Genomic DNA, 24,855 nt, shown 5'->3' with positions numbered 1-24,855 from the left:
GGATGTACATGAAGGAAGACAGCTATGTGTTATCATCTACATTCATCTTTACTACTTTTTTATGTCAGCAATAAAATCATGCTTCCATTAGAGAATGATTTTAGTATGTGCAACACAGGCTATCCTTGTCTGGAGTTTCAATGAAGCTAGCTGCGTGCTTACTTTATTTTTTGCGACATATCGTTGTTTGCGGGACGAGTAACATCTAGATATAGTCCCACCAATTTTTATTTTAGGCATCATGGTAGTTCAGCTAATGTAGTGACAATCGCGTTTTTTGGCAAGCGCATCGTTAGGAAAAGGAGAGGGTGTTCAAGGTGGATAAACTGGCAAGCCAGCAGACAGGCATCGCGGAAAGCTATACCGATGCCTATGGCAAAGAGCACATTGTTGCGGCCGCAATCAGAAACCAGATTCAGGCAATGATGGACGTTTCTGACAGCGGCAATGCGCCCTTGCCGCCTGTTCGTGTCTTTTTGCAGGACCGGGATGCGATCATCGAGCTTGCTGGTCACGGTGAATTCCTCTGGACGCTGATGTATGAAAACGGCGGTCAAATTCAAGGACAGATAACGGGAGGTTCAACGCTGGCGTTGCCGGGCGTGTTGCCGCTGGGTTATCACTACCTGACGCTGACGCAGGCCGACCAGCGCTGGAGCTGCCGAATTATTGTCGCGCCGCACCGCTGCTATGAGCCAGAAGCCTTACAGCAGGGAAAACGCTGGTGGGGCGTTACCGTCCAGCTTTATACCCTGCGCTCGCAGAACAACTGGGGCGTCGGGGACTTTGGCGACCTGCGCCAACTGGTGGAGCAGATTGCCCGACGCGGCGGTGCCTTTGTGGGGCTGAACCCGCTGCATTCGCTGTATCCCGCACAGCCAGAAGCCGCAAGCCCTTACAGTCCTTCTTCCCGACACTGGCTGAATATTATTTATATCGATGTGAATCGCATTGATGATTTTCAGCAGAGCGAGGAAGCGCAGGCATGGTGGCACCGTGAGGATACACAAAGCGCGGTTGCCGCGTTACGGGCAGGGCGCTGGGTCGATTATGAACCGGTGACGTCGCTTAAACTGACCGCCTTACGGCTGGCGTTCCGCTACTTTACCACCCGCAGCGCGCTGGACCCGCGCATTAGTGCTTTTCGCCAGTTTGTTGTCAGCGGCGGGCAGAGCCTGCAACTTCAGGCGACGTTTGATGCGTTGCAGGCCTACCTGAAAAAGCAGGGTGAGAACTACGCGGACTGGCACCAATGGCCTGCCAGTTACCATGACGTGCACAGTGAAACCGTGAAGTCATTCCGCCGTGAAAATAGCGATGAGATTACCTTCTACAGCTGGCTGCAATGGGTCGCGCATGAGCAACTCGCGGAGTGCTATGCGCACAGTAAACAGCTTGGCCTGCCGCTCGGCCTGTATCGCGATTTAGCCGTTGGGGTTGCACAGGGCGGCGCGGAAACCTGGGATGAACGGCAGCTCTATTGCCTCGATGCCTCTATTGGCGCACCGCCGGACCCGCTTGGACCACAGGGACAAGACTGGCAGCTCGCGCCGATGAACCCGACGATGATGCAGCTTCGCGGCTATCAACCGTTTATCGATGTCCTGCGCAGTAACATGGCGCACTGTGGTGCGTTGCGACTTGATCACGTGATGGCGCTCTTGCGCCTGTGGTGGATACCCAAGGCGGCGTCGGCGGGTAGCGGTGCTTATGTGCATTACCCGGTCGACGATTTGCTGGCGGTGCTGGCGCTGGAAAGTCAACGTCATCGCTGCCTGATTATCGGTGAGGATTTAGGCACGGTGCCGCCGGAAATTATCAGCAAACTGCATGACTACGGTATCTATTCTTACAAGGTGCTGTTCTTTGAAAAGGACGAGGAGAATCACTTCCGCGCACCGGAAGACTACCCGCGTCAGGCGATGACAACCATTACGACGCACGATCTCCCGACGCTACGCGGCTACTGGCAAACGGTGGATTTATCGCTGGGGCGGGAGTTGGGGCTGTACCCGACGGAAGCGTTACTGCAAGAACAAATGCAGCAGCGTGAGAAGGCGAAACAGGGGCTGCTCAACGCGTTGCACGAATTCGGGCTATTGCCGCAGCGGGTGGGGCGTAACTCGGCGCTGACGACGATGGGCGCGCCGCTGAGTCGCGGTGTTCATCGGTATGTCGCCGATAGCGCAAGCGCACTGGTCGGGTTCCAACTGGAAGACTGGCTGGATATGGCGACACCGGTCAATGTGCCGGGCACCAATCGTGAATACCCCAACTGGCGACGCAAGCTCACGCGCCCGCTAGAGTCGATCTTCGCTGACCGTTGCCTTGAACGGCTGGTTCGGGATATGGATTTGCGTCGTGGCGCGCCGATGAAAACGCAGAAAGCCTAAAGCAGAATGAATACGCATCCTCCCCTGAATCGGGGAGGATGCCGAAGGATAAATCAGCCGGAGAGAGGATTAGTAGTAGGAGTGTTCACCGCGCTGGTGTTCGGTGAGATCTCTCACGCCTTTCAGCTCAGGGAATTTTTCCAGCAGCTCTTTCTCGATCCCTTCTTTCAGCGTGTAATCGACCATAGAACAGCCGTTACAGCCGCCGCCAAATTGCAGAATCGCCATGCCGTCATCGGTAATTTCCATCAGCGTTACGCGGCCGCCGTGGCCAGCCAGCTGTGGGTTGATTTGCGATTGCAGCACATACTCGACGCGTTCCATCAGCGGGGCGCTGTCGTCCACTTTACGCATTTTGGCGTTTGGCGCTTTCAGCGTGAGCTGAGAACCTAACTGGTCAGTCACGAAGTCGATTTCAGCGTCTTCAAGATAAGGTGCGCTGAGTTCGTCTACGTAGGCAGAAATCTTTTCAAACTTCAGTACGGTATCGCTGGCTTCTACGGCATCCGGCGGGCAATACGAGACGCCGCACTCGGCGTTTGGCGTACCTGGATTGATAACAAATACGCGAATCTGTGTGCCTTCTTCCTGTTTTGCCAACAGTTTCAGGAAATGCTCCTGAGCAGCATCGGTAATACGGATCATAATAGTAAGCTCAATAGTTGACTGCCCTTGTCGGTTATAATACGCCCATCCTCCCCCCAACTACAAGGTGCGGCACACACACCAGACCTGAACGCCCGCCGCACCTTGAGCCAGCAGCAGCCTGCTGATTTCCGCGGCGGTACTGCCCGTCGTGACCACATCATCCAGTAACACCACCTGTTGCCCGGACAGCGAAATATCACACGAGAATGCGCCCCGCAGGTTCCGCCGCCGCGCGCTGGCGCTGAGCGTTTGCTGTAGCGATGTGCGCCGAGTGCGCTGCAATTCGCGGGAGTCATAAGCACAGTTCAGCCAGCGGGCGAGAGGACGGGCGAGCAACGCGGTCTGGTTGAAGCCGCGATGCCACTGACGGTTTCGGTGCAGAGGAACGGTGAACAGACGGTCAGGGCGGAACAGGGGAGCTTGTCCGGTGAGTTTCCGCTCGCGGTAGGTCATTTGCCAGCGCAGTAAGAGTTGCCGGGCGAGCACGGCTGCCAGCTCGGTTTTACCGTGGAACTTAAACTGTTTCAGCAGCGTGTTAAACGGCGGTACATAGTCGCTGATAAAGGTGAGCGATTGCCAGGGCGGTGGATTTTGCAGGCAGCGCCCGCACTGACGCGCTGTGTCGCCGGAGGGCAAGCCACAACGTGGGCAGCAGGCGGGCAGACGCGGCAAATGGCGCTGGCAGTACGAGCAAATGCCTTGCCGACTACGATGAAGCGGTAATAAACATAGCCAGCAGCGGGCGGTGATGGTTAACATATTTTTTCCCTAAAAATGTTTTTCCCTGAGTAAGGAAGATAACGGATGGCAGCGTTGTATTGGCAGACCGAAGGTGCAGGAAACACGGATCTTGTGTTGCTGCACGGGTGGGGATTGAATGCGCAGGTATGGCAAAGCATTATTGCGCGACTCGCCCCGCATTTTCGTCTGCATAGGGTCGATCTGCCGGGTTATGGCAGGAGTCAGGGGTTTGGACCGATGTCGCTGAGTGACATGGCGGCGAAGGTATTAGCGCAGGCACCGGAACGTGCCGTCTGGCTAGGCTGGTCGCTGGGCGGATTGGTTGCCAGCCAGATTGCGTGGCGCGCGCCTGAGCGCGTGGAAAAGCTGATTACCGTGGCATCGTCGCCCTGTTTCAGCGCACAGGACGGCTGGCCGGGTATCAAGCCGGACGTCTTGCAGGGGTTTCAGCAGCAGCTCAGTGAAGATTTCCAGCGTACGGTCGAGCGGTTTTTGGCGCTGCAAACGCTGGGAACGGAGAGCGCACGGCAGGATGCCCGACTATTAAAAAGCGTGGTGCTGGAACAGCCAATGCCGTCCGTCGAGGTATTAAACGGTGGGTTGGCCATATTGCGTGAAGCGGATTTACGTCAGCCGTTAGCCGACTTGGCCGTGCCGTTCCTGCGGCTTTATGGTGCGCTAGACGGGCTGGTGCCGCGCAAAGTCGCTGGATTGCTGGATGAGCAGTGGGCGAATTCGACGTCGGCGGTGATGCCAAAGGCCGCGCATGCGCCGTTTATCTCGCATCCCGATGCCTTTACCGAGCAGGTGATCGCGTTCGCTCAGGCCTAGACGACGATAATTTACATTTTCTCCTCAATTTCTCCACGATTTAGCCGATGTCGGCAGTTAAGTTAATTCGGCACCCTGTATACATCATGTCGGTCGTTTCAAGATCGAGATACCGGGGGACTACCACGGTGTGAGGCATCTCTACGGGAACCTCATCATCGTGTTTCCCCTTATAAAATGCCAACGCATTTTAAATGCCACTTGTGGCAGCCCGTCAGGGCGAGCACAGGAACTGGGCGAGTAAATTCATGCTGAAGTGACCCGCATTACCTTGTACGCAGGATTTTCTCTGGGTTAGTGGATCCTGTTCTGAACGATCATAAGTAGGCTGCTCATAAAGCAGCCACATTAAAATATGGCTGAGGAGTATAGAAGCGATGGCGAATTTTTTTGTCGACCGTCCTATTTTTGCGTGGGTGCTGGCTATCCTTCTCAGCCTGTGCGGTATGTTAGCCATCAAGTCATTACCGCTGGAACAGTATCCCGATCTGGCTCCGCCCAGCGTGCGGATTACGGCGAGCTATCCCGGTGCATCGGCGCAAACGCTGGAAAATACCGTTACGCAGGTTATTGAGCAGAGTATGACCGGGCTGGATAACCTGATGTACATGGCCTCAGACAGCAGCAATACCGGGCAAGCGCGCGTTATGCTGACCTTCGAGGCGGGTACCGATCCTGATGAAGCTCGCCAGCAGGTGCAAAACCAGCTTCAATCCGCTATTCGCAAGTTGCCACAGGAAGTCCAGCAGCAGGGTGTCACCGTGAGCAAAACGGGCGATACCAATATCCTGATGGTCGCGTTTGTGTCTACCGATGGCAGTATGGACAAGCAGGATATCGCTGATTATGTTGCGACGAATATTCAGGAACCGATTAGCCGTATCAGCGGAGTGGGTGAAGTTTCTGCGTATGGATCGCAATATGCGATGCGCATCTGGCTGGATCCGGCCAAACTGATGGACTATGCGCTGACCACCAGCGACGTGGTACGCGCCATCGAATCGCAGAACAGTCAGGTTTCGGTCGGGCAAGTCGGTGGCGTACCGTCGGTGGACAATCAGGCGCTGAACGCGACTATCAATGCACAATCCCTGCTACAGACGCCACAGCAGTTCCGTGATATCACGCTGCGCGTCAATCAGGATGGCTCCGCCGTGACGTTAGCTAACGTTGCAGAAGTCGAGTTGGGTGCTGAACGCTACGATTTTCTCAGTCGTTTCAACGGTCAGTCCGCTTCTGGTTTGGGAGTGACGCTGGCGTCTGGCGCGAATGAGCTGGAAACAGATAAGCGTGTCAGGGAGCGTATCGAGGAACTATCACACTATTTTCCGCACGGGCTGGAAGCCAAAATCGCTTTTGAAACCTCCCCTTTTGTTAAAGCCTCTATCACCGATGTGGTGAAAACCCTGTTTGAAGCGGTGCTGTTGGTTTTTCTGGTGATGTACCTGTTCTTGCAGAATTTTCGTGCCACGCTGATTCCCACGATTGCGGTGCCGGTGGTGTTGCTCGGTACGTTTGCCGTGCTGTACGTCTGTGGGTTCAGCCTGAACACCCTGACGATGTTCGCGATGGTGCTGGCGATTGGTCTGCTGGTCGATGATGCCATTGTGGTGGTGGAGAACGTCGAACGGGTGATGAGCGAAGAGGGGCTCTCACCACGGGAAGCGACACGAAAATCAATGGGGCAGGTGCAGGGCGCGCTGGTCGGGATTGCGCTGGTGCTGTCGGCTGTGTTTGTGCCAATGGCCTTCTTTGGCGGCACTACGGGGGCGATTTACCGCCAGTTCTCCATCACGATTGTGACGTCAATGATTCTGTCGGTGCTGGTGGCGATGATTCTGACGCCTGCGCTGTGCGCGACGCTGCTCAAGCCGCTTGCCAAGGGGCAGCATCATGGCCGCAAAGGGTTCTTCGGCTGGTTTAACCGGAGCTTTACCCGCACGTCGCTGAAGTATGAGCGCGGCGTCGGCAAGATATTGATTACCAGCGGACGCTGGCTGCTGCTGTATATGGGCATCATCGGGGTTATGGCTTTCCTGTTCTTCCGACTGCCGACCTCGTTTTTGCCGCAGGAAGATCGGGGCGTGTTCACGACACAAGTGCAGCTACCGCCAGGGGCGACGCAGCAGCAGACCTTACAGGTGGTTCACAAGATCGAGCAGTACTATCTCACGCAGGAAAAAGACACGGTGACGTCTGTGTTTTCCACCATTGGTTCGGGGCCGGGTGGAAACGGGCAAAACGTGGCGCGGCTGTTTGTGCGCCTTAAAGACTGGAATGAACGCACCACGCCGGAGAGCAGCTCGTTTGCCGTGATCGAACGCGCGACTAAAGCCTTTCGTCATATTCAGGAAGCGCGCGTGTTCGCCAGCAGCCCGCCGTCAATTAACGGACTGGGGAGTGCCGCCGGTTTCGCCATGCGCTTACAGGATCGCGGTGGGCTAGGGCACGACGCGCTGATGGCGGCGCGGGATCAACTGCTGAACATGGCTGACAGTAACCCCGAGCTGACGCGCGTGCGTCACAATGGTCTGGACGACAGCTCGCAGCTGCGGATTCATATCGATCAGCGCAAAGCGCAGGCGCTGGGCGTGTCGGTGGATGACATTAACAGCACGCTGAAAACGGGCTGGGGATCGACCTATGTGAATGACTTCCTTGACCGTGGCAGGGTGAAGAAAGTTTACGTTCAGGCGGCGGCGAAGTTCCGTATGCTGCCGGACGACATCAGCAAATGGTATGTGCGTAACAACCGTGGCGGCATGGTGCCGTTCAGCGCCTTTGCGCAAACCGTCTGGGAAACCGGCTCGCCGCGCCTTGAGCGTTACAACGGTTATTCCTCGCTGGAGATTGTCGGTGAAGCGATGCCGGGCGTCAGTACCGGTACAGCGATGAATGTCATGGAATCGCTGGTGGCGAAGCTGCCGGAAGGCTTTGGCTTAGAGTGGACGGGCATGTCGTTGCAGGAGCGGCTGAGCGGGGCGCAGGCGCCGGCGCTGTATGCGATTTCTCTGCTGGTGGTGTTTCTGTGTCTGGCCGCGCTGTATGAAAGCTGGACTGTGCCGTTTTCCGTCATGCTGGTGGTGCCGATGGGCGTGCTGGGGGCGCTGGTGGCAACCTGGGCACGCGGTCTGGAAAACGATGTCTATTTTCAGGTTGGGCTACTGACGGTAGTCGGGCTATCGGCGAAGAACGCCATCTTGATAGTGGAATTCGCCAACGAAATGAACCAGAAAGGGAAGGATCTGGTTGAGGCTACGCTGGAAGCCTCCCGCCAGAGACTGCGGCCGATATTGATGACATCGCTGGCATTTATTTTCGGTGTTCTGCCGATGGCGACCAGCAGCGGCGCGGGTTCGGCCAGCCAGCATGCGGTGGGTACGGGGGTGATCGGCGGTATGCTTGCTGCGACTTTCCTCGCGATTTTCTTCGTGCCGCTGTTCTTTGTCGTCGTGCGACGTCGTTTTCCGTTAAAGGAGAAGGTGTCGAAATCAGTGGAATAAACCCAATAAAAATATAATGCATTTGCATTGCTCTAGTAATGCAAGTGCATTACACTGATTGTGTATCGCGTAATTACGGCATTCCAACATAGAGAGTGAATACGCTAACCTGGTGTTATTCGCCATGATTCGGTTGTTTTAACCGATAACATTTAATACTTAACACGAGTTCAGTCACGCGATACTGAGGGTTAAAAAATGTTTAATTTAAAATCAGCGGATGTATTGTTGCGCGCCGATAGCCGCTTAACGGCGCGTAGTCAGACAACGATTCCATCGTCTGTGCGTGATGCCATGAACCTGCAACCTGGGGAGTACATTCATTATAGCGTGCTACCGGGTGGGCAGGTGCTGATCAGTCGGCGTGAAGAGGCTGTAGATGACGATCCCGTTATTCATCGTTTTCTGCATTTTTTGGCTGAAGATATGCAACATCATCCAGAAAATATTAAGCCATTTGATCAATCGCTTATGTCACGTGCCAGTGTGTTAACCGCAGGGATGGATATTGATCTGGATGCACCGCTTACTGACGACGAGTGAGCAAAATGGTTGATAAGCGAGTAATAAATGGGTGGCAGCTATTTACGCATCCTTGTTTTGATGTGCAGTTTGAGTCTCTTATTGTTGAAGTTGAACAATTGAGAAAAAAACACCCAGAATCTTATCAGAAAAAGCAGGCAACTAAGCTATTGGCTGCAATAGTCAAAGTCATCCGTACTGAGATTTGTGGCGATCCGTCCCAGACGAAGTTTAGACAAGGCGATACGTTAGGCGAAGGCAACAAACATTGGTTCAGGGCAAAATTTCTGGGTCAGTATCGGTTATTTTTTCGCTATAGCGAGAAACATAAAACTATCATCCTTGCCTGGGTCAATGATTCAGACACTAAACGAGCATATGGCGATCAGCATGATGCTTATAAAGTTTTTAGCGGCATGCTAGCAAGCGGGAATCCTCCGGGAGATTGGAAGCAATTGCTTGCTGAATCCTATAAGGAGACCATGCTTACGCAAATGCTCGTGCGGCCATAATTTTTAAGGAAATTCATCAAACTGTAAAAAAAGGTAACTACGTTATTTACTGCTAAATTACGCAACCAAGGACATAACAATGAAAGCTCGCTGGTTACTGCCTTTACTGATTTCTGCTGCTTTACCGGGGATGGTGCAGGCTCAGGCTATTTATCCCATTGACCGCGCCACGATGCTGGCAGGCGGAAAATTCGATTTTAAAGTCGAGTTTGATGAAGTGCTCAAGCCGGAAGATATCCGCATTCTGATCAACGGCAAAGATTACCAGCAGGTGCTGGGCAAAACGGCGTCGTTTGTTGAGCGTGAAGACGGCGGCAATGCTTCCACGATCTGGCTGCGTGATGTGAACTTACCGGAAGCAGGTAAGTATGTGGTAGAGGCCGAAGCCAAGGGCAAAAAGACGCAGGTGAACTGGGAGGTTTATCAAGCGTCCGGTACGCGTAAAGCCAAAAACGTGATTCTGTTCATCGGCGATGGCCTGTCCGTTGCACACCGCACCGGTGCGCGCATCTTGTCCAAAGGAGTGACGGAAGGGAAGGCAGACGGTCGTCTGGCGATTGATGACCTGCAATATATGGCGTTTGCCGGCACATCCAGTACTGACTCTATCGCGGCCGACAGCGCCAACACCATGAGTGCCTACATGACCGGTCACAAATCCGGTGTGAACGCGCTGGGTGTGTACGTCAGCCGTAGCAAAAACTCATTGGAGCACCCAAAGCAGGAAACGCTGGGTGAGCTGTTAACCCGTTCTACCAAGATGTCTGTCGGCGTCGTCAGCGATGCTGAACTTCAGGATGCTACGCCAGCGGCAGTCGTCTCTCACACTCGTCGTCGTGCAGATAAAGCGGAAATCGTTGAGATGTTCTACAACGTGCAGCCTACCGTCATGCTGGGCGGCGGTTCTGCCTACTTCCTGCCGAAAAGCACGCCGGGCTCTAAACGTAAAGACGAAACCAACTACGTTGAGAAGTTCCAGCAGGCGGGCTACTCATTGGTGACCGATGCGGATTCTCTGAAGAAAAACGCGGCGCAGGCCACCAAGCTGCTGGGGCTGTTCCATACCGGCAATCTGGATGGTGTGATGGATCGTCGTTTCCTGAAAAACGATGTCGCCAAGAAATTCCCTAACCAGCCTGACCTGACGGACATGACGCAGGCGGCGCTGGATGTGTTGTCCAAAAACAAAGACGGCTTCTTCCTGATGGTGGAATCGGCGTTGATCGACAAAGCCTCTCACCCGCTGGATTGGGAACGCGCTTTCACTAACACCATCATGCTGGATCAGTCTGTTGCCATCGCCAAGAAATTCGCCGAGAAAAATCCGGATACGATGATTATCGTGACGGGTGACCATACTCACGGTCTGTCTATCATCGGTACCGTGGATGACAACAAGCCGGGCACGGAGATGCGTGAGAAAGTCGGCGTGTATGAAGAAGCGGGCTACCCAAACTATCAGGATGCCAACAAAGACGGCTACCCGGATGATCTGAACGTGTCTAAACGTCTTGCCGTGTTCTTCAACAACTTTCCGGATTATTACGAAACGTTCCGTCCGAAGCTGGATGGCCAGTTCGTTCCTGCTATCAAGAACGAAAAAGATGAATACGTTGCCAACAAAGCCTACGAGAAAGTGGAAGGTGCGGTATTCCGCGAAGGGATTCTGCCACGCTCTTCTGACACGGGCGTTCATGCCGTTGACGATATGGTGATTCAGGCGAGCGGCCCAGGCGCAGAGCGTATCCGTGGTTACATGGAAAACACCGACCTGTTCCGGGTGATTGTGGACGCGCTTGCGGTTAAACCGCAGGACAAAAAGTAATCCTACGACGCTATGAATAATGCGAAATGCAGCAAAGCGGGGGCAACCCCGCTTTTATTCTCTTGGTTGCGCACGGTGCTGGTGCTCCTCCTTCTCGGTGGTATTTCCCCGGTGAAGGCCGCGCAGTCTGAACTTTCCTTCGATAAGCTGTATGCCTCTTACGGCGTGCTGGGTCTGGAATTCTCCAATGACGTCAAAGCACTCTCCGGTAAACGGGTCAAGATGCGCGGCTTTATGGCACCGCCGCTCAAGGCGGAGTCACAATTCTTTGTCTTAACCAAAATGCCAATGGCGCTGTGCCCCTTCTGTTCGTCTGATGCGGACTGGCCTGAAGATATTGTCGTCGTCTATCTCGCCAAACGTCAGACCTTCGTACAGAACAACACCATGATTGAGGTGGAAGGTGTGCTGGAACACGGTTCGTGGACCGATCCTGAAACGGGTTTTGTCAGCCTGTTGCGATTGCGTGAAGCCACGTTCGATACCCTTTAGGAGCGCTGATGGCGGAGTTATTGATTCAACACCTGAGTGTGACCTTCCCCGATACGTCCGAGGCGGTGCTGGATATTCCCGCGCTGTCTATTCGTTCTGGCGAGCGGGTCGCGGTGATGGGGCCTTCTGGTTCCGGTAAGACCACGCTGGTGAATGCCATCACTGGGATGGATCACAGCGGAACGGGCTGTGTGCAGTGGGAAAAGCAGGATATCTGGCAGATGAACGAAGCGGAACGCGACCGCTGGCGGGCACAACACATCGGGCTGGTGATGCAGGATTTCCATCTGTTCCCCGGTCTGAATGCGTTGGAAAACGTCTTACTGCCCGCGCAGTTTCACCACTGGCGGATACCGGCGTCGCTCAAACAGCGGGCGGCGGATTTGCTGGCTCAGGTGGGGCTGGATACCGCGAAACGCCCGATCGAAGTGCTATCACGCGGCGAGAAGCAACGGGTTGCCGTGGCGAGAGCGTTGCTCAGCAAGCCAGATATTATCGTTGCTGATGAACCAACAGCCAGTCTGGATGCGCAGAGCGGCGAGCAGATTGCCGATCTGCTGGTGACGCTAGCGCGCGATAGTCGCGCCACGCTTATTGCCATTACGCACGATGCGCGTCTGGCTTCGCAGATGTCGCGCTGTATTCAACTGGAAAAAGGACGCCTCGTGGCGGACACGCCGTATCAGGAGGATCGCGCATGATTCCTTGGCGTCTTATCTGGGTCGACTGGCGTCGGCTCTGGCCGGGTGTGCTGGTCGTGGTGTTGCTGATCGCGATGGCGACAGCGTTAAGTATTTCGGTGAGTTTGCAGGAAAGGGCGCTGCGCATGGGCAGTGCCAAAGCCGCTGACCGTTTCGATTTGGTGATCGGCGCGCCGGGGAGTGAAACCCAACTGGTGCTGTCATCCGTGTTTTTGCAACCGTCCGCGCTGACGCTGATTCCTGCGCAGGTGCTGGCCGATCTGGAAAAGAACCCGCTGGTGGCCTGGGCGGCCCCGGTCGCGTTTGGTGATTTCTATCAGGGAATGCCGATTGTCGGTACTACACCACCGCTGGTTACGGATAACGGTAAGCGGCAGCTCATCGCCGGACGCGTGTTCAACGATGACTTTGAAGCCGTAGTCGGCGAGCAAACGGGGCTGAGAGTGGGGAGCACGTTCAGCCCGATTCATGGTCAGGTGGGGACGGAAGGGGCGCATGCGCACGATGACGTCACCTACACCGTGGTCGGCGTGTTACCTGCTGACGGCAGCGCGTGGGATAAAGCGATTCTGGTGCCGGTGAACGCGGTATGGCGGGTACATGGCATCCATCCACCACACGATGCGGACGATGCACACCACGATCATGACGAACATGGGCAGGGGGAAACTGCACATGCGCAAGGCGAGCAGCCTGCCGATGAACACCATAATGATGCGCATCCTGCGGAAGATGCAGCAAGTGACGATCATCATGCCGATGCTGAGGCCGCTCAACCGGTAACGGCTTCACACGCCGATGAGCACGACGAGGCAGAAGCTCACGGCCATGCGCATCAGGCGGGGTTACCCGCTATTGTGGTTAAACCGAAAACGATCGCGGGTGCCTATCAGTTACGTTCGCTATATCGCAGCAACACGACGCTGGCGGTGTTCCCTGGCGAAGTGCTGGTGAAGCTCTACTCGATGCTGGGCGATATTCGTGAACTGCTGACCTACATCTCGCTGGGGACACAGGGACTTGTGGGCGTCGCCGTGGCGATGGTGGCGGTGATTCACCTGCGTCAGCGGCAGAAACAGATCGGCGCACTGCGTGCGTTTGGCGCGCCGCGCTACGGTATTTTCACGCTGATTTGGAGCGGACTGATGTCGCTGGTGAGCGTCGGCGTACTGCTGGGCGTTGGCCTGGGCTATCTGGTTGCCCGTGCGATTGCGGTGATCATGAGCGAAAAAAGCGGCTTTGTCCTGCCAGTGACGTTGGAATGGGAAGACATCCATTTCGTCCTGCTCCTGTTGCTGGTTGCGGCTGTCGTCCTGACGATTCCGGCGATGCTATCCTATCGTCAATCACCCGCAACGGCGCTGCGTGGCGAGTAAGTGTTGTGAACAACAATGTGCGCCGTCGGAAATGATGGCGCACGTCTACATCCATCGTGAAAATAATTCATTGTTTTGAAAAGGTATCCCGACAGATTCACACTGCGGGATACTTTATTATTACCGTCTAACCCTGCGATTACTGCTCGAAATAGCTGCGGATTTTCTCGATGTCGTCGCCGTTAGACAACGCCAGCGAAAGCAGAATGCGTGCTTTCTGCGGGTTGTAGAATCCGCTGCCGATAGCGCCATCTTTCTTCTTATCGGTTACATAGCCGTTGCCAGTGCGTGTGCTGATCACTACCGGGATGCCTTTAGCGACCGCTTTCTTGATGTCTTCTTTGATTCGCGTTGGCGTAGAGCCGTTACCGCTACCGGCGATGATGATACCTTTTGCACCCTGTTCAATCGCGGCATTCAGCAGACCACTGTCTTGATCCTGATAGCCATAGAGAATGTCGACCTTCGCCAGCGTCTCCTTACTGCTTACGTCAAAGAACGGTTTGTTTTCGGGGGCGGCTGGCTGGTAAAAGAAGCGCGGAACGCCGCCGTAGAATGCCCCCAGATAGCCCTGTTCATTGGCTTTGAACGTGTCCAACGAGGTGGCATTGGTTTTGGTGGTGTAGAAGGCGGAGCCGATGCGATCGTTCAGCAGCACCAGCGCGCCGCGTTTTTCCGCGTTCTTGCTCGACGCCAGCGTGACCGCTTCCAACAGGTTCATGGAGCCGTCCGCGCTGATGGCGGTGGCAGGGCGCATTGCACCGACGATAACCACCGGTTTCTCGCTTTTTACCGTCAGATCCAAAAAGAATGCCGTTTCTTCCAGCGTGTCGGTGCCGTGAGTAATCACGACGCCATGGGTATTGGCATCGCCTAACTGTTTGTTAATCGCTTTGGATAGCTTCAACAAAATGGCCTGGTCGATATTGCCGCTGGCGGTGTTGGCGATTTGCTCGCCTGTCACCGTCGCGACATCGCCAATAGCCGGCACGGCGTTCAGCAGTTCTTGAATGCCGATCGCGCCCGCCTGATAGCCTGTCGTATCCGTGTTGGATGCGGCTTTTCCGGCGATGGTCCCCCCCGTTGCGTATATCGTGACGCCAGGTTTGACGTCATCGGCCAATAGCGCATGAGACGACAGCATCAGACAGGCGGCGGTGATGGTGCGGGCGATGAATGAAAGTTGCATTGGCAGATCCTTGTTTTTGGTATGGGAAAACAAGAACAAAGCAACTTCTATACCAATGCGTATTTATCTATTAGCCCGCTAATTAATGGTGAAGAATCTTTGCTTTGGTGCACCGCGTGGGGCGTTGGCGGCTAAATTGCACTGCAATGGTGACTGCTGCGGCAGTGAAGGGGGGATAGGGGCGACGGGTGTTGATAACCCGGAATGACGTCATGAGACGTCCTACTGACGCGGTATTAAAACAGGGTGAACGAGGCTCACCCTGCTGTATTTTACGATCGCGGTAACCGCTGGCGGATTAGCGTAAATCCAACATCGCGATATGATCCATATCGTCAAACGTCAGGTTTTCGCCGATCATACCCCAGATAAAGGCATAGTTTTTCGTACCGACACCAGTGTGAATCGACCAACTGGGGGAGATCACCGCCTGCTCGTTATGCATCACCAGATGGCGTGTTTCATGCGGTTCACCCATCATGTGGAAGATAATGGTGTCTTCCGCCATATCAAAATAGAAGTACACTTCCATTCTGCGTTCATGGGTATGCGTCGGCATGGAGTTCCAGTTGCTGCCTTCCGCCAGACGCGTTAATCCCATGCTCAGCTGGCAGGTGTCCACCACTTCCGGCACCAGATATTTGCAAATCGTCCGCTTGTTGCAGGTTTTCACATCGCCCAGCGGGGCTTTGATCGCGTCATCCTGCGTAATGATGCGTGTCGGGTAAACGGCATGCGCCGGGGCGCTGTTATAATACAGTTTGGCTGGATTGGCTTTGTCCAGGCTGCTGAATGCTAAGGCTTTGGCACCTTTTCCAACATAGAGCGCTTCTTCATTACCAACCTGATAGCTCGTGCCGTCGATAAAAATGTTGGCTGGGCCGCCGATGTTGATAAGCCCCAGTTCGCGCCGCTCAAGAAAATAGTTCACGCCAAACTGTTTGCCGATACCATCATCAAACGTGATCTCGCCATCTATCGGCATGATACCGCCCACCACAATACGGTCGATGTGGCTGTAAGTCATGGTGTACTGATTTGGCGTAAATATCTGCTCAATGAGAAATTTCTTTCTCAGCTCAGTGGTATCAAGCGTTTTCGCATGTTCACTGTGTACACTTTGTCGTACGTCCATTTTGCTACCTTCTTATGCGGTTTTAGGTGAAAAGCGTTTTGCCCATACTGCCGTAAGGATGGGCACCAGTACTGATGTCACGATCACACTGGTGGCGACTAACGCTGTTGCCTGTTGAGCGACCGGAGCGAATTCCGGCGCCATATTCGCGATCAACAGAGGAGTGGCGACGGCAGCGCCTGCGCTGCTGGATGCCGCTACACCTGCGGTGCCATTACCGCCGCCGATAAATTTATCGGCGATAATCAATGGAATACCCGTAACGACAATCACCAGCAGGCCGAGGAAGAGTCCTGCAAAGCCAGTCTGGAGGATCACGGCCAAATTAATCGTATTGCCTAGCGCAAAGGCGAAGAAAGGAATCAGCGTTTGTACGGAATTACCGAACAGTTTTCTCAGATCCGGGTCGAGATTACCCAGTATAAAACCAATCAGGAAAGGCAGGACGGCACCGACAAAGAGCTGAGGTTCAAAGGTCGCGATACCGCTGGCTCCCAGAATAACCATAGTCATTAACGGGCCGGATTCCAGAGACATCAGCACGAACGCGCCTGCCTCTTCTTTCGAGCCGTATTGGTTCATCAATGCCGCGTACAAACCGCCGTTTGTCATGTCCATTGCCGCGACCAGAGCCAGTACGGAAATTCCAGCCAGCATACCGTTTTGGATGCCGTCTCCCGGCAAGAATGTGCCTGCAATCAACGCGACCACCCAGGCGGTGGCGAGTTTGGTTATCACCAGAACGCCTGATTTTTTCAACATCGTTCCCGTCGCTTTAAGTTCAATGGACGCGCCCATGCAGAAAAACCAGACCGCCAAAATAGGAATCGTGCCAGTAATCAGGCCGTTGCTGAAAGACCCTAAATATTTCCCCGCCCCTGGCGTAAAGGTATTACAGAGTGCGCCCAAAAAGAGCGGCACCAGCATTAATCCCCCAGGGATTTTATCAATAGCTTGTTTGATTTTCATAACAGACCTCATTTAAAAATAAAAAGATATTCAGCCCGCTTTCAGTAAAAGCAGAAAGATGATTGATATAAAATAATAAATAGAGGTAAATAAAACCTAAGCGGTTATTACCCGATTCCATTAAATAGTGAAGATGGTGATCCTTATTATAAAATTGATAATGAATACTCTTCTTTGTTTTTATATTTATGGTATGGCCATGTTTCAGGTATAGATGGCCTTTCCGTAATGCATAATTCGCGCTTACGGGTTTTTATGTCGTGACGATGACTGAATGACGTTCAATACGTCACTCAGTAAAATTGACTATACCCGTCATACTTCAAGTTGCATGTGCGTTGGCCGCGTTCAGTCACCCGAATCACTTACCTGAGTAAGCTCATCGGAATTCCTTCTCTTGCCGCCTTCCTGAAACTCGAATTATTTAGGGTATATGTCTGTTTGAGCGAAATAAATTATCTGATATCAATATTCCTACTGTTAATATGCGCGGTAATCGCTTTGCTGGTTTTAATCAGGCTTGCCAGATGCTTCTCTTTTTTTCCATTCGCATATTGTGATTGCATACCGTTAACGCCGATGGCGGCGATGACCTCACCGTTTTGATTAAAAATCGGGGCGGCCATACAGCAGATCTCTTCGATATCTTCGCCGTCGTCGATTGCCCAGCCTTGTTCCTTGACGGTTTTCAGGTGCTGTAGGAAATCTTCTTTTTTGGTAATGGTTCGGGGGGTTAAATATTCAAAAGTACAATCAGCAATCAGGGCATCAATTCTTTCCTGTGGCAGCCAGGCTAATAATACTTTTCCCAGAGACATGCGATTGAAAACGATTTTCTTCCCTTCCCAGGATGTTTTTACGATGGCCTTGGGCGATTCCACTTTACTCAGGAAGAAACCGTTATCGCCGTCCAGAATACCGAGATGGCAGGTCAATTCCGTCTCTTTGACCAACTCATGCATAAAGTTAATGGTGTCTTTACGCAGATCGATATTCTTTATTACCAGACCGCCCAGCTCGAATAGCCTTAATCCCAAAACATAACGCCCGTCAGCGCGTTGGCGCAGCAATTGCGTGACAACCAGCACCTCTAATAGATGGTGCACGCTGCTTTTGGGGATAGACAAATCAGTACAAATCTCAGTAAAGCTGGCTTCATCATGTTTGGCGATGTAGTCAATAATCATCACCAAACGGACGGCTGCTGGCGCTTTACTGTGTTCGAGCTGTTGGAATATATTCATGGTTTTTCTATATATAAAACTATGGTTTCCTATATAGAACAATAATAACGCAACGGTAATTTATTTACCTAGATACAGATCACAAAACAATCTCGAAATGGTTGAATATTTCAATATAATTAAAACGTAGTTTTATTAGGGAAACAAAATGGCGATATTTGGGCGGGAAAGAGAAAGATACCAGACCTTATGAAATAAGGTCTGGATAATAGTAGAACGGTTATTAGTGAATATGGGTCACTTAAGCCCGTTATTAGGGGAAACACAGGGGGAGGTTCCCGCAGGAGGCCTCACCCCTGTGGTCGCCCCGTGTATCTCGATGCTTAAACGATCGGCATGAGGTGATTAGCGCTTTTTAAAGGCGGCGGCCAGCGCATCACCCATCGCGCTATTGCCTGCGACGGGGGCATTAGCGGGGCGAGGGCGTGATTTTCCTGCGGACTGACGCGAAGAGGTGTTGCTGTCGCTGCGTGCATTGCCGCCGCCACGGCGTGATGCCGTCTCGCCCGGCTGCTCATCCAGACGCATGGTTAGCGCGATGCGCTTACGTTGCAGATCCACTTCCATCACTTTCACTTTCACGATATCGCCCGCTTTTACGACCTTATGCGGATCGTCGACGAAATGATCGGCCAATGATGAAATGTGGACCAAACCGTCCTGATGGACGCCGATATCCACAAACGCGCCAAAGTTGGTGACGTTGGTGACTGCGCCTTCCAGAACCATGCCCGGCAGCAGATCGTTTAAGGTTTCTACGCCTTCGGCGAAGCTGGCGGTTTTGAACTCAGGGCGCGGATCGCGACCCGGTTTCTCCAGCTCTTTGATGATGTCGGTCACTGTCGGTACACCGAAACGCTCATCGGTGAAGTCCGAAGGTTTCAGATTACGCAGTGCGTTTGTGTTCCCCATCAGCGCCTGCAACGCCTGTTCCGTCGCGGCCAGAATGCGTTCTACGACCGGATACGCTTCCGGGTGAACGGTAGAGGCATCCAGCGGGTTATCACCGTGGTTGATGCGCAGGAAGCCCGCACACTGTTCAAAGGCTTTTGGCCCCAGACGGCTGACTTTCAGCAGCTGTTCGCGGTTATGGAAGCGGCCATTCTCATCACGCCAGGTCACAATATTTTGCGCCATCATGCGCGTTAGCCCTGCAACACGCGTCAGCAGCGCCACGGACGCGGTGTTCAGGTCAACGCCGACGGCGTTTACGCAGTCTTCGACCACCGCATCCAGTTTCTTCGCCAGCAGGCTCTGGCTTACATCATGCTGATACTGGCCAACGCCGATGGATTTCGGATCGATCTTCACCAGCTCTGCCAGCGGATCCTGCAAACGACGGGCGATGGATACCGCACCGCGCAGCGACACATCCAGATCGGGGAATTCTTGTGCGGCCAGTTCGGACGCGGAATACACCGACGCGCCTGCTTCGCTGACGATCACTTTCTGTGCTTTGATATCCGGGAACTGCTTCTGCGTGTCGAGGAAGAAACGCTCGGTTTCACGTGAGGCGGTGCCGTTACCAATCGCCACCAGCTCAACCTGATATTTGAGGCACAGTGCGGCCACAATGGGAGCGGCTTTCGCAGCCTGACCGGTATGCGGATAAATCGTGTCGGTTGCGACCAGCTTGCCGGTAGCATCCACCACCGCAACTTTCACGCCAGTACGCAGGCCGGGATCGAGGCCCATCGTGGCGCGCATACCCGCCGGAGCGGCCATCAGCAGGTCGTGCATGTTGCGGGCGAAGACGTTAATCGCTTCATCTTCGGCTTTTTCACGCACGCTGCCCATCAGTTCGGTTTCAAGGTGCAGCAGCACTTTAATACGCCATGTCCAGCTAATCACGGCGCGTCGCCAGCTGTCCGCTGCGGCATTCCCCAAACGCAGGTTCAGGTGGTCGATAATAATCTGTTCGCAGTAGCTCTCACGCGGCGCTTCTTCATGCTGCGGGTCGGCGTTCAGCGCCAGTTGCAGTACGCCTTCGTTACGACCACGGAACATCGCCAGTGCGCGGTGTGAAGGCACCTGAGCAATCGGTTCGTGATGATCGAAATAGTCGCGAAACTTCGCGCCTTCTTCTTCTTTCCCTTCCACGACACGGGAAACCAGATGCGCGTTTTTCCACAGGTAGTTACGCACTTTCGCCAACAGCGTGGCGTCTTCGGCAAAGCGTTCCATCAGGATGTAACGTGCGCCGTCCAGCGCGGCTTTCACATCCGCTACGCCTTTCTCGGCATCGACATAAGCCTGTGCCGTCAGCTCCGGATCCTGGCTTGGGTCTTGCCACAGGCCGTCGGCCAGCGGTTCCAGACCGGCTTCAATCGCGATTTGACCGCGCGTGCGGCGCTTCGGTTTATACGGCAGATAGAGATCTTCCAGCTCGGTTTTGCTCAGCGTGCCGTTAATGGCGCTGGCGAGCTGTGGGGTTAATTTCCCCTGCTCATCGATGGATTTCAGAATAGTCTGGCGCCGATCTTCCAGTTCTCGCAGGTAGCCGAGGCGCGTTTCGAGCTGGCGCAGTTGGGTGTCATCCAGCCCGCCGGTCACTTCTTTGCGGTAACGTGCGATAAAAGGGACGGTATTTCCTTCGTCCAGCAGGCGGACTGCCGCGTCCACCTGCTCCGTACGCGCCTGCAATTCGCTGGCGATGATGTGGCTTAATGAATCATTCATGGGTCTGATATCAGTCGTCATCAAGTGAATTAAATAAGTGGGGACAGTTATACGGATTGAGCGTGCAAAATGCCAGCCACTGCCGTCTGGAAAACGCGGATGATCTCGCGTTGTTCAGTGCAACAAAATTTACCTACCGTTGGCAGGACGATCGGCTGGATTGCGCATTGGGATGAGATGCACAAGCAGGAAGAAATTAGCATCTACCGTCCGCGCCAGATTTATACCGGTCAGCCGTGTCGTGACTATGTTTCTACAAAAGACTGAAGTTTCCAAAAAAGACTAATATTTCTAAAAAGATTCCAATTAGTGCGATGATGTGACGATCACCATGATGCCTATACCGTGGCATCATGGTGATCGTGAGCAGAAGTAAGCCTAGAATTTTTCCCAGTTATCCTGTGTGTTGCCGATCGGCGCGAGGGCTAAACGGGCCGGTTGCGTTTTCTTCGCCATTGGCGCCGGACGGGCTGCTGGCGTGCCGCGCAGATGGAAATGGTTCATGAGTGTAACCAGATGGGATGACTGTTCGCGCAGGCTGGTTGCCGCATTGGCGGACTCTTCCACTAGCGTTGCGTTCTGATGGGTGACTTGATCGAGCTGGTTCACAGCATCATGAATTTGCGAAATACCAGATTCCTGTTCCTGCGTTGTCGTTCCGATCTCACTGATTAACTCTGCCACGCTGCGTGCCTGACGCACCAGCTCATCAATGGTGCTGCCGGTGTCTTCGACCAGACGGTTCCCCGCTTCGACTTTTTCGACGCTGGTGTTGATCAGTGCCGCGATCTCTTTGGCGGCGGAGGCGGAACGCTGCGCCAGAGAACGGACTTCTCCGGCTACCACGGCAAAGCCGCGACCTTGCTCACCCGCGCGTGCCGCTTCGACCGCCGCATTCAGCGCCAGAATGTTGGTCTGGAAGGCGATGCCATCAATGACGCTGATGATATCGCGAATTTTATGTGAGCTGTCGGAGATCTCTTTCATGGTAATCACCATATCGCCGATTGCCTCACCGCCTTTAGTCGCCGTCTCGCTGGCTTGGCTGGCAAGCTGGGTGACGCTACGCACGGTATGCGCATTCTGACGAATCGCCTGACTCATCTGTTCCATCGATGCCGCAGTCTGCTGTAGGCTGGCGGCCTGTTCCTCTGTGCGCTGGCTCAGGTTTTCACTGCCCGCGGCGATTTGGCTAGAACCGGAAGCGATAGCTTCGCTGCTTTGCCGCACCTGTTCGACGATATCGCCCAGGTTATTGCTCATATGACGCATGGTGGCTAACAGGCTGCTGTGGTCGTTCGGTTTGATGTTGATATCAACGGCCAGATCGCCATCGGCCACCTGACGGGCAACGTGGGTGGCATAGAGCGGTTCACCACCCAGTTGGTTTTTCAACGTGCGGGTAATCAGCCAGGCCACGACCGCGGCCATCGCGGCGGCGGCAAGGGCGAGGATCAGCATAATCACGCTGCCGGACTGTGCGCTATGCTGTGCGTGGCTGACAATCTCGTTGGTATCCTGCTGCTGTGAGGCCATCATCGCGTCCAACACTTTGAACAATGCGTTTTGCGCGGGCTGCATCTCATTGAGAATAATGGCGTTACCCTGCAGGCGCTGCTGTGGATCGGTGGATTGCACCAGTTCTATGGCTTTCAAAAAGGCCGCAAGGTACGGCGGACGGGTGTCCTGAAACTGTTTCAGCAGCGCGCTGGTGCCTTCGGTGTCCAACTGTTGTCCCAATTTTTTCAGATTGGCGGTGTTGCGGGCGATTTGCTCATCGACGAACTGCTTTTCCTGCCTGATTTGCTCAGGATCGGTGCTGATTGCAATGTTGCGGATCAGGCGAGCATTGGCGTCAAAACCGGCTTTAACTTCCTGAATCAACAACATGTTCGCTAACGTCGTGCCGGAAAGCCGGTTGATGTCGTTACCCAGCCCAACCAGTTGGAGTCGTCCGAAGAATGCCACCATCAAGCTGATGATGATAACCAGAGAAAATCCCATACCCAGCATCTTGCCGAGTTTGATTCTGTTCAGCATATTCATAAACATCCTTAATTTTTTGACATGCTATGAAGGCATAACGGAGGGGGCTTGCTATCGTAATTGATGCAAGTAATGACAAGGAATTATAGCTATGTTTTACATTTTCGGGATACATCGGTAACTCCCGTCCTCAAAAACATATCGATAAGAATATCTGTAATATCGGCAGGAAAAGCGTTCAGTTGATCACGTAAATTACGGCAAGCGGGATTTTGTATGAAATGTGTGATCTGAAAGACCAAATGTGTGCGGGTATGGTGTTGGTTAATGGGAATAATGAGAAAAACGTGGGAGAGTGGTGCGTTAACCCCTAGAGGGTAACGCACCGATCAATCAAGAAACGCTGTCGCTGGTAAAAGGAGCGATATAGCGCTGATAGCGTGATTCTTTCAACTGTTGCAGGTCGACAAGTACCAGACCATCAATGCAGTTATTGAAATCGGGGTCGATGCCGAAGTCGATAAACCGCACGCCACCTGGCTCACACAGCTCCGAATACTGCTTGTAGAGCGTGGGCATAGCGCAGCCCATGTTGTTGAGCATGCTTTTTAACCGCGTAAGATCTTGCTGGTAATCTATCCCTTCAAACTGTTTCAGCACGTCAGGCAGCGAGGCAGGGTAAGGACGGCGCGACGTTGCCAGCGGCTGATCGGGTGCAAAGTGCAGGCGGTAAAAGGTAACCAGTAAATCGCGTGCATGGGGCGGCAACGCGCCGGACAGCGACACCGGGCCGAACAGATAGCGGTGTTCTGGATAACGAGCCAGATAAGCGCCGATGCCCAGCCAGAGATAATCTAGTCCGCGCTTACCCCAATATTTGGGCTGAATGAAACTGCGCCCCAGCTCAATGCCTGAGGCCAGTATCGGATCCATTTCGTCACCGTACTGAAACAGGCTGTGGCTATAGAGACCGCTTTTCCCTTTTTCGGCGATCAGGCTTGCTGTCGAGACAAAGCGATAGGCACCGACAATCTCCAGTTCGCGCTCGTCCCACAGGATCAGGTGCAGGTAGTCATCGTCGTAGCTGTCCAGATCGCGACGTTGACCGGAGCCTTCGCCCACGGCCCGGAAGGCGATTTCACGCAGGCGTCCGAGTTCGCGCAACAGCGGCACGTAACCTTCCTCACCGCGACGATAGAGATAGACAACCTTGCCATCCGGCGTAGTACCCAGCGTTTCACACTCTGACAGCGCGCGCTTCAGCAGCACGCGGTCTTCGGCCAGCGCAATGGGTTTTTCACCGGTAAAACAGCCGGGCTTTCCTTGTCCTAACCGATAAACGTGACGCCGGAAACGGGCCGCCAGATCGTTAGCGTTCCACTCGCCCTGACTCCAGGACGTATAGGGAATTCTGGCACCGATGCGTAGCTTGAGGGTTTGGTCGCGTTGACCAAACATTTCTCTCACCAGCAAGAGGGTGGATAGCGGGCGATAAACCATAGAGGAGAGATAAAATAGCGCGCTGTTGCGCCCGCAGATATGAATCGGAACCACGGGGGCACGGGCTTTGCTTGCCATGCGGATAAACCCGTTGTGCCAGTGACCATCACGAATACCTTGCAAGCTGGCGCGTGAAACTTCACCCGCCGGGAAGACGATAATCGCCCCGTCACCTTCCAGATGCTGCTGGATGGCGTTGATCTGCTGGCGTTTGGTGCGGTTATTGAAGTTATCGACGGAAAAAAATAGATTTTTGAGCGGGGCGACATAAGAGAGTAGCTGGCTGGCGACGATGCGGACATCGGGTCTGACGCTGGCGACGGTGCGCAGTAGCGCCAGACCATCCAGTGAGCCAATCGGGTGGTTGGCGACCAGCACCACCGGCCCCTGACTGGGGATATTCTCTAAATCCCCTTCGACCATTTCACAATTGAAGTTGAAGTAATCAAGAATCTGTTCGACCAGATCCAAGCCTTTCAAATGTGGGTAACGCCGGGCAAATTGCTGCATTTCATTTTCAAATAGCAGAGAACGCAAAACCGTTTTCTGCCAGGGTGGTGTATGGCGATGCGGGGCAAGATCTTGCAGAATGGCGTCTAAGCTAAACAT

At 53.8% G+C, this 24,855-nt stretch carries 18 protein-coding genes and 1 pseudogene; 10 read left to right on the top strand and 9 right to left on the bottom strand.

The window, feature by feature from the left end:
- Nucleotides 1–308: 308 nt before the first annotated feature.
- Nucleotides 309–2,393 (top strand): 4-alpha-glucanotransferase, encoded by a 2,085-nt coding sequence (gene malQ, locus LCF41_RS20210; RefSeq protein WP_225086053.1) that lies wholly within the window; start codon nt 309–311, stop codon nt 2,391–2,393.
- A 69-nt stretch (nt 2,394–2,462) separates the two neighbouring features.
- On the opposite strand, the gene nfuA is transcribed toward malQ, so the two are convergent.
- Nucleotides 2,463–3,038 carry a Fe-S biogenesis protein NfuA gene (nfuA, locus tag LCF41_RS20205; RefSeq protein ID WP_015842023.1) on the bottom strand — a complete coding sequence of 192 codons (576 nt, stop codon included), beginning with the start codon at nt 3,036–3,038 and terminating at the stop codon, nt 2,463–2,465.
- Nucleotides 3,039–3,098: 60 nt separating this feature from the next.
- Nucleotides 3,099–3,800: a DNA utilization protein GntX gene (gntX, locus tag LCF41_RS20200; RefSeq protein WP_225086052.1), complete on the bottom strand. Its 702-nt coding sequence runs from the start codon at nt 3,798–3,800 to the stop codon at nt 3,099–3,101.
- A 45-nt stretch (nt 3,801–3,845) separates the two neighbouring features.
- Between gntX and bioH the strand changes: the two genes are divergently transcribed.
- The 8 genes from bioH to LCF41_RS20160 all read left to right on the top strand — a co-directional run bounded on the left by bioH (nt 3,846) and on the right by LCF41_RS20160 (nt 13,544).
- The gene (bioH, locus tag LCF41_RS20195; protein ID WP_225086051.1) at nt 3,846–4,613 is read left to right on the top strand and encodes a pimeloyl-ACP methyl ester esterase BioH; all 768 of its coding nucleotides are present in this window, start codon (nt 3,846–3,848) and stop codon (nt 4,611–4,613) included.
- A gap of 377 nt (nt 4,614–4,990) precedes the next feature.
- Nucleotides 4,991–8,116, top strand: coding sequence for a multidrug efflux RND transporter permease AcrD (gene acrD, locus LCF41_RS20190; protein ID WP_225086050.1), 3,126 nt, complete (start codon nt 4,991–4,993; stop codon nt 8,114–8,116).
- Between the two features lie 198 nt (nt 8,117–8,314).
- Entirely contained in the window at nt 8,315–8,659 is a 345-nt protein-coding gene (locus LCF41_RS20185) for a type II toxin-antitoxin system PrlF family antitoxin (RefSeq protein WP_225086049.1), read from the top strand.
- A 5-nt stretch (nt 8,660–8,664) separates the two neighbouring features.
- A complete protein-coding gene (locus LCF41_RS20180) occupies nt 8,665–9,150 on the top strand; it encodes a type II toxin-antitoxin system YhaV family toxin (RefSeq protein WP_225086048.1) in 486 nt (161 codons plus the stop codon).
- A gap of 79 nt (nt 9,151–9,229) precedes the next feature.
- Nucleotides 9,230–10,975, top strand: a complete 1,746-nt coding sequence (locus LCF41_RS20175) for an alkaline phosphatase (RefSeq protein WP_225086047.1) — start codon at nt 9,230–9,232, stop codon at nt 10,973–10,975.
- Between the two features lie 12 nt (nt 10,976–10,987).
- The gene (locus LCF41_RS20170) at nt 10,988–11,467 is read left to right on the top strand and encodes a hypothetical protein (protein ID WP_225086046.1); all 480 of its coding nucleotides are present in this window, start codon (nt 10,988–10,990) and stop codon (nt 11,465–11,467) included.
- A gap of 8 nt (nt 11,468–11,475) precedes the next feature.
- Nucleotides 11,476–12,168 (top strand): ABC transporter ATP-binding protein, encoded by a 693-nt coding sequence (locus LCF41_RS20165; RefSeq protein ID WP_225086045.1) that lies wholly within the window; start codon nt 11,476–11,478, stop codon nt 12,166–12,168.
- Complete coding sequence (locus LCF41_RS20160) at nt 12,165–13,544, top strand: FtsX-like permease family protein (protein ID WP_225086044.1); 1,380 nt, start codon at nt 12,165–12,167, stop codon at nt 13,542–13,544. Before LCF41_RS20165 ends, LCF41_RS20160 begins: the two co-directional genes overlap by 4 nt.
- Before the next feature lie 139 nt (nt 13,545–13,683).
- Here the strand turns inward: LCF41_RS20160 and LCF41_RS20155 are convergent, their stop codons facing one another.
- The 5 genes from LCF41_RS20155 to LCF41_RS20135 all read right to left on the bottom strand — a co-directional run bounded on the left by LCF41_RS20155 (nt 13,684) and on the right by LCF41_RS20135 (nt 20,760).
- On the bottom strand, nt 13,684–14,733 hold the full coding sequence (locus tag LCF41_RS20155) for an asparaginase (protein WP_225086043.1): 1,050 nt from the start codon (nt 14,731–14,733) through the stop codon (nt 13,684–13,686).
- 298 nt (nt 14,734–15,031) lie between these two features.
- A complete protein-coding gene (gene kduI / locus LCF41_RS20150; RefSeq protein WP_225086042.1) occupies nt 15,032–15,868 on the bottom strand; it encodes a 5-dehydro-4-deoxy-D-glucuronate isomerase in 837 nt (278 codons plus the stop codon).
- Between the two features lie 12 nt (nt 15,869–15,880).
- Nucleotides 15,881–16,837: a 2-keto-3-deoxygluconate transporter gene (gene kdgT / locus LCF41_RS20145; protein ID WP_225086041.1), complete on the bottom strand. Its 957-nt coding sequence runs from the start codon at nt 16,835–16,837 to the stop codon at nt 15,881–15,883.
- A 455-nt stretch (nt 16,838–17,292) separates the two neighbouring features.
- Complete coding sequence (locus LCF41_RS20140) at nt 17,293–18,081, bottom strand: IclR family transcriptional regulator (protein ID WP_225086040.1); 789 nt, start codon at nt 18,079–18,081, stop codon at nt 17,293–17,295.
- A gap of 345 nt (nt 18,082–18,426) precedes the next feature.
- Nucleotides 18,427–20,760 (bottom strand): Tex family protein, encoded by a 2,334-nt coding sequence (locus LCF41_RS20135; RefSeq protein ID WP_225086039.1) that lies wholly within the window; start codon nt 20,758–20,760, stop codon nt 18,427–18,429.
- 129 nt (nt 20,761–20,889) lie between these two features.
- Here LCF41_RS20135 and gltA point away from each other — a divergent pair.
- Nucleotides 20,890–21,027, top strand: a pseudogene (gene gltA / locus LCF41_RS20130) (citrate (Si)-synthase); the annotation flags it as partial.
- 111 nt (nt 21,028–21,138) lie between these two features.
- Here the strand turns inward: gltA and LCF41_RS20125 are convergent.
- Nucleotides 21,139–22,806 carry a methyl-accepting chemotaxis protein gene (locus LCF41_RS20125; protein WP_225086038.1) on the bottom strand — a complete coding sequence of 556 codons (1,668 nt, stop codon included), beginning with the start codon at nt 22,804–22,806 and terminating at the stop codon, nt 21,139–21,141.
- Nucleotides 22,807–23,139: 333 nt separating this feature from the next.
- Nucleotides 23,140–24,855: a bifunctional ornithine lipid synthase OlsF gene (gene olsF / locus LCF41_RS20120; RefSeq protein ID WP_225086037.1), complete on the bottom strand. Its 1,716-nt coding sequence runs from the start codon at nt 24,853–24,855 to the stop codon at nt 23,140–23,142.

It is taken from the genome of Pectobacterium colocasium, from assembly GCF_020181655.1.
Classification (GTDB): Bacteria; Pseudomonadota; Gammaproteobacteria; order Enterobacterales; family Enterobacteriaceae; genus Pectobacterium; species Pectobacterium colocasium.
The sequence above is the reverse complement of the archived record's forward strand: the minus strand, read 5'-3'. Positions and strand labels throughout refer to the sequence as shown.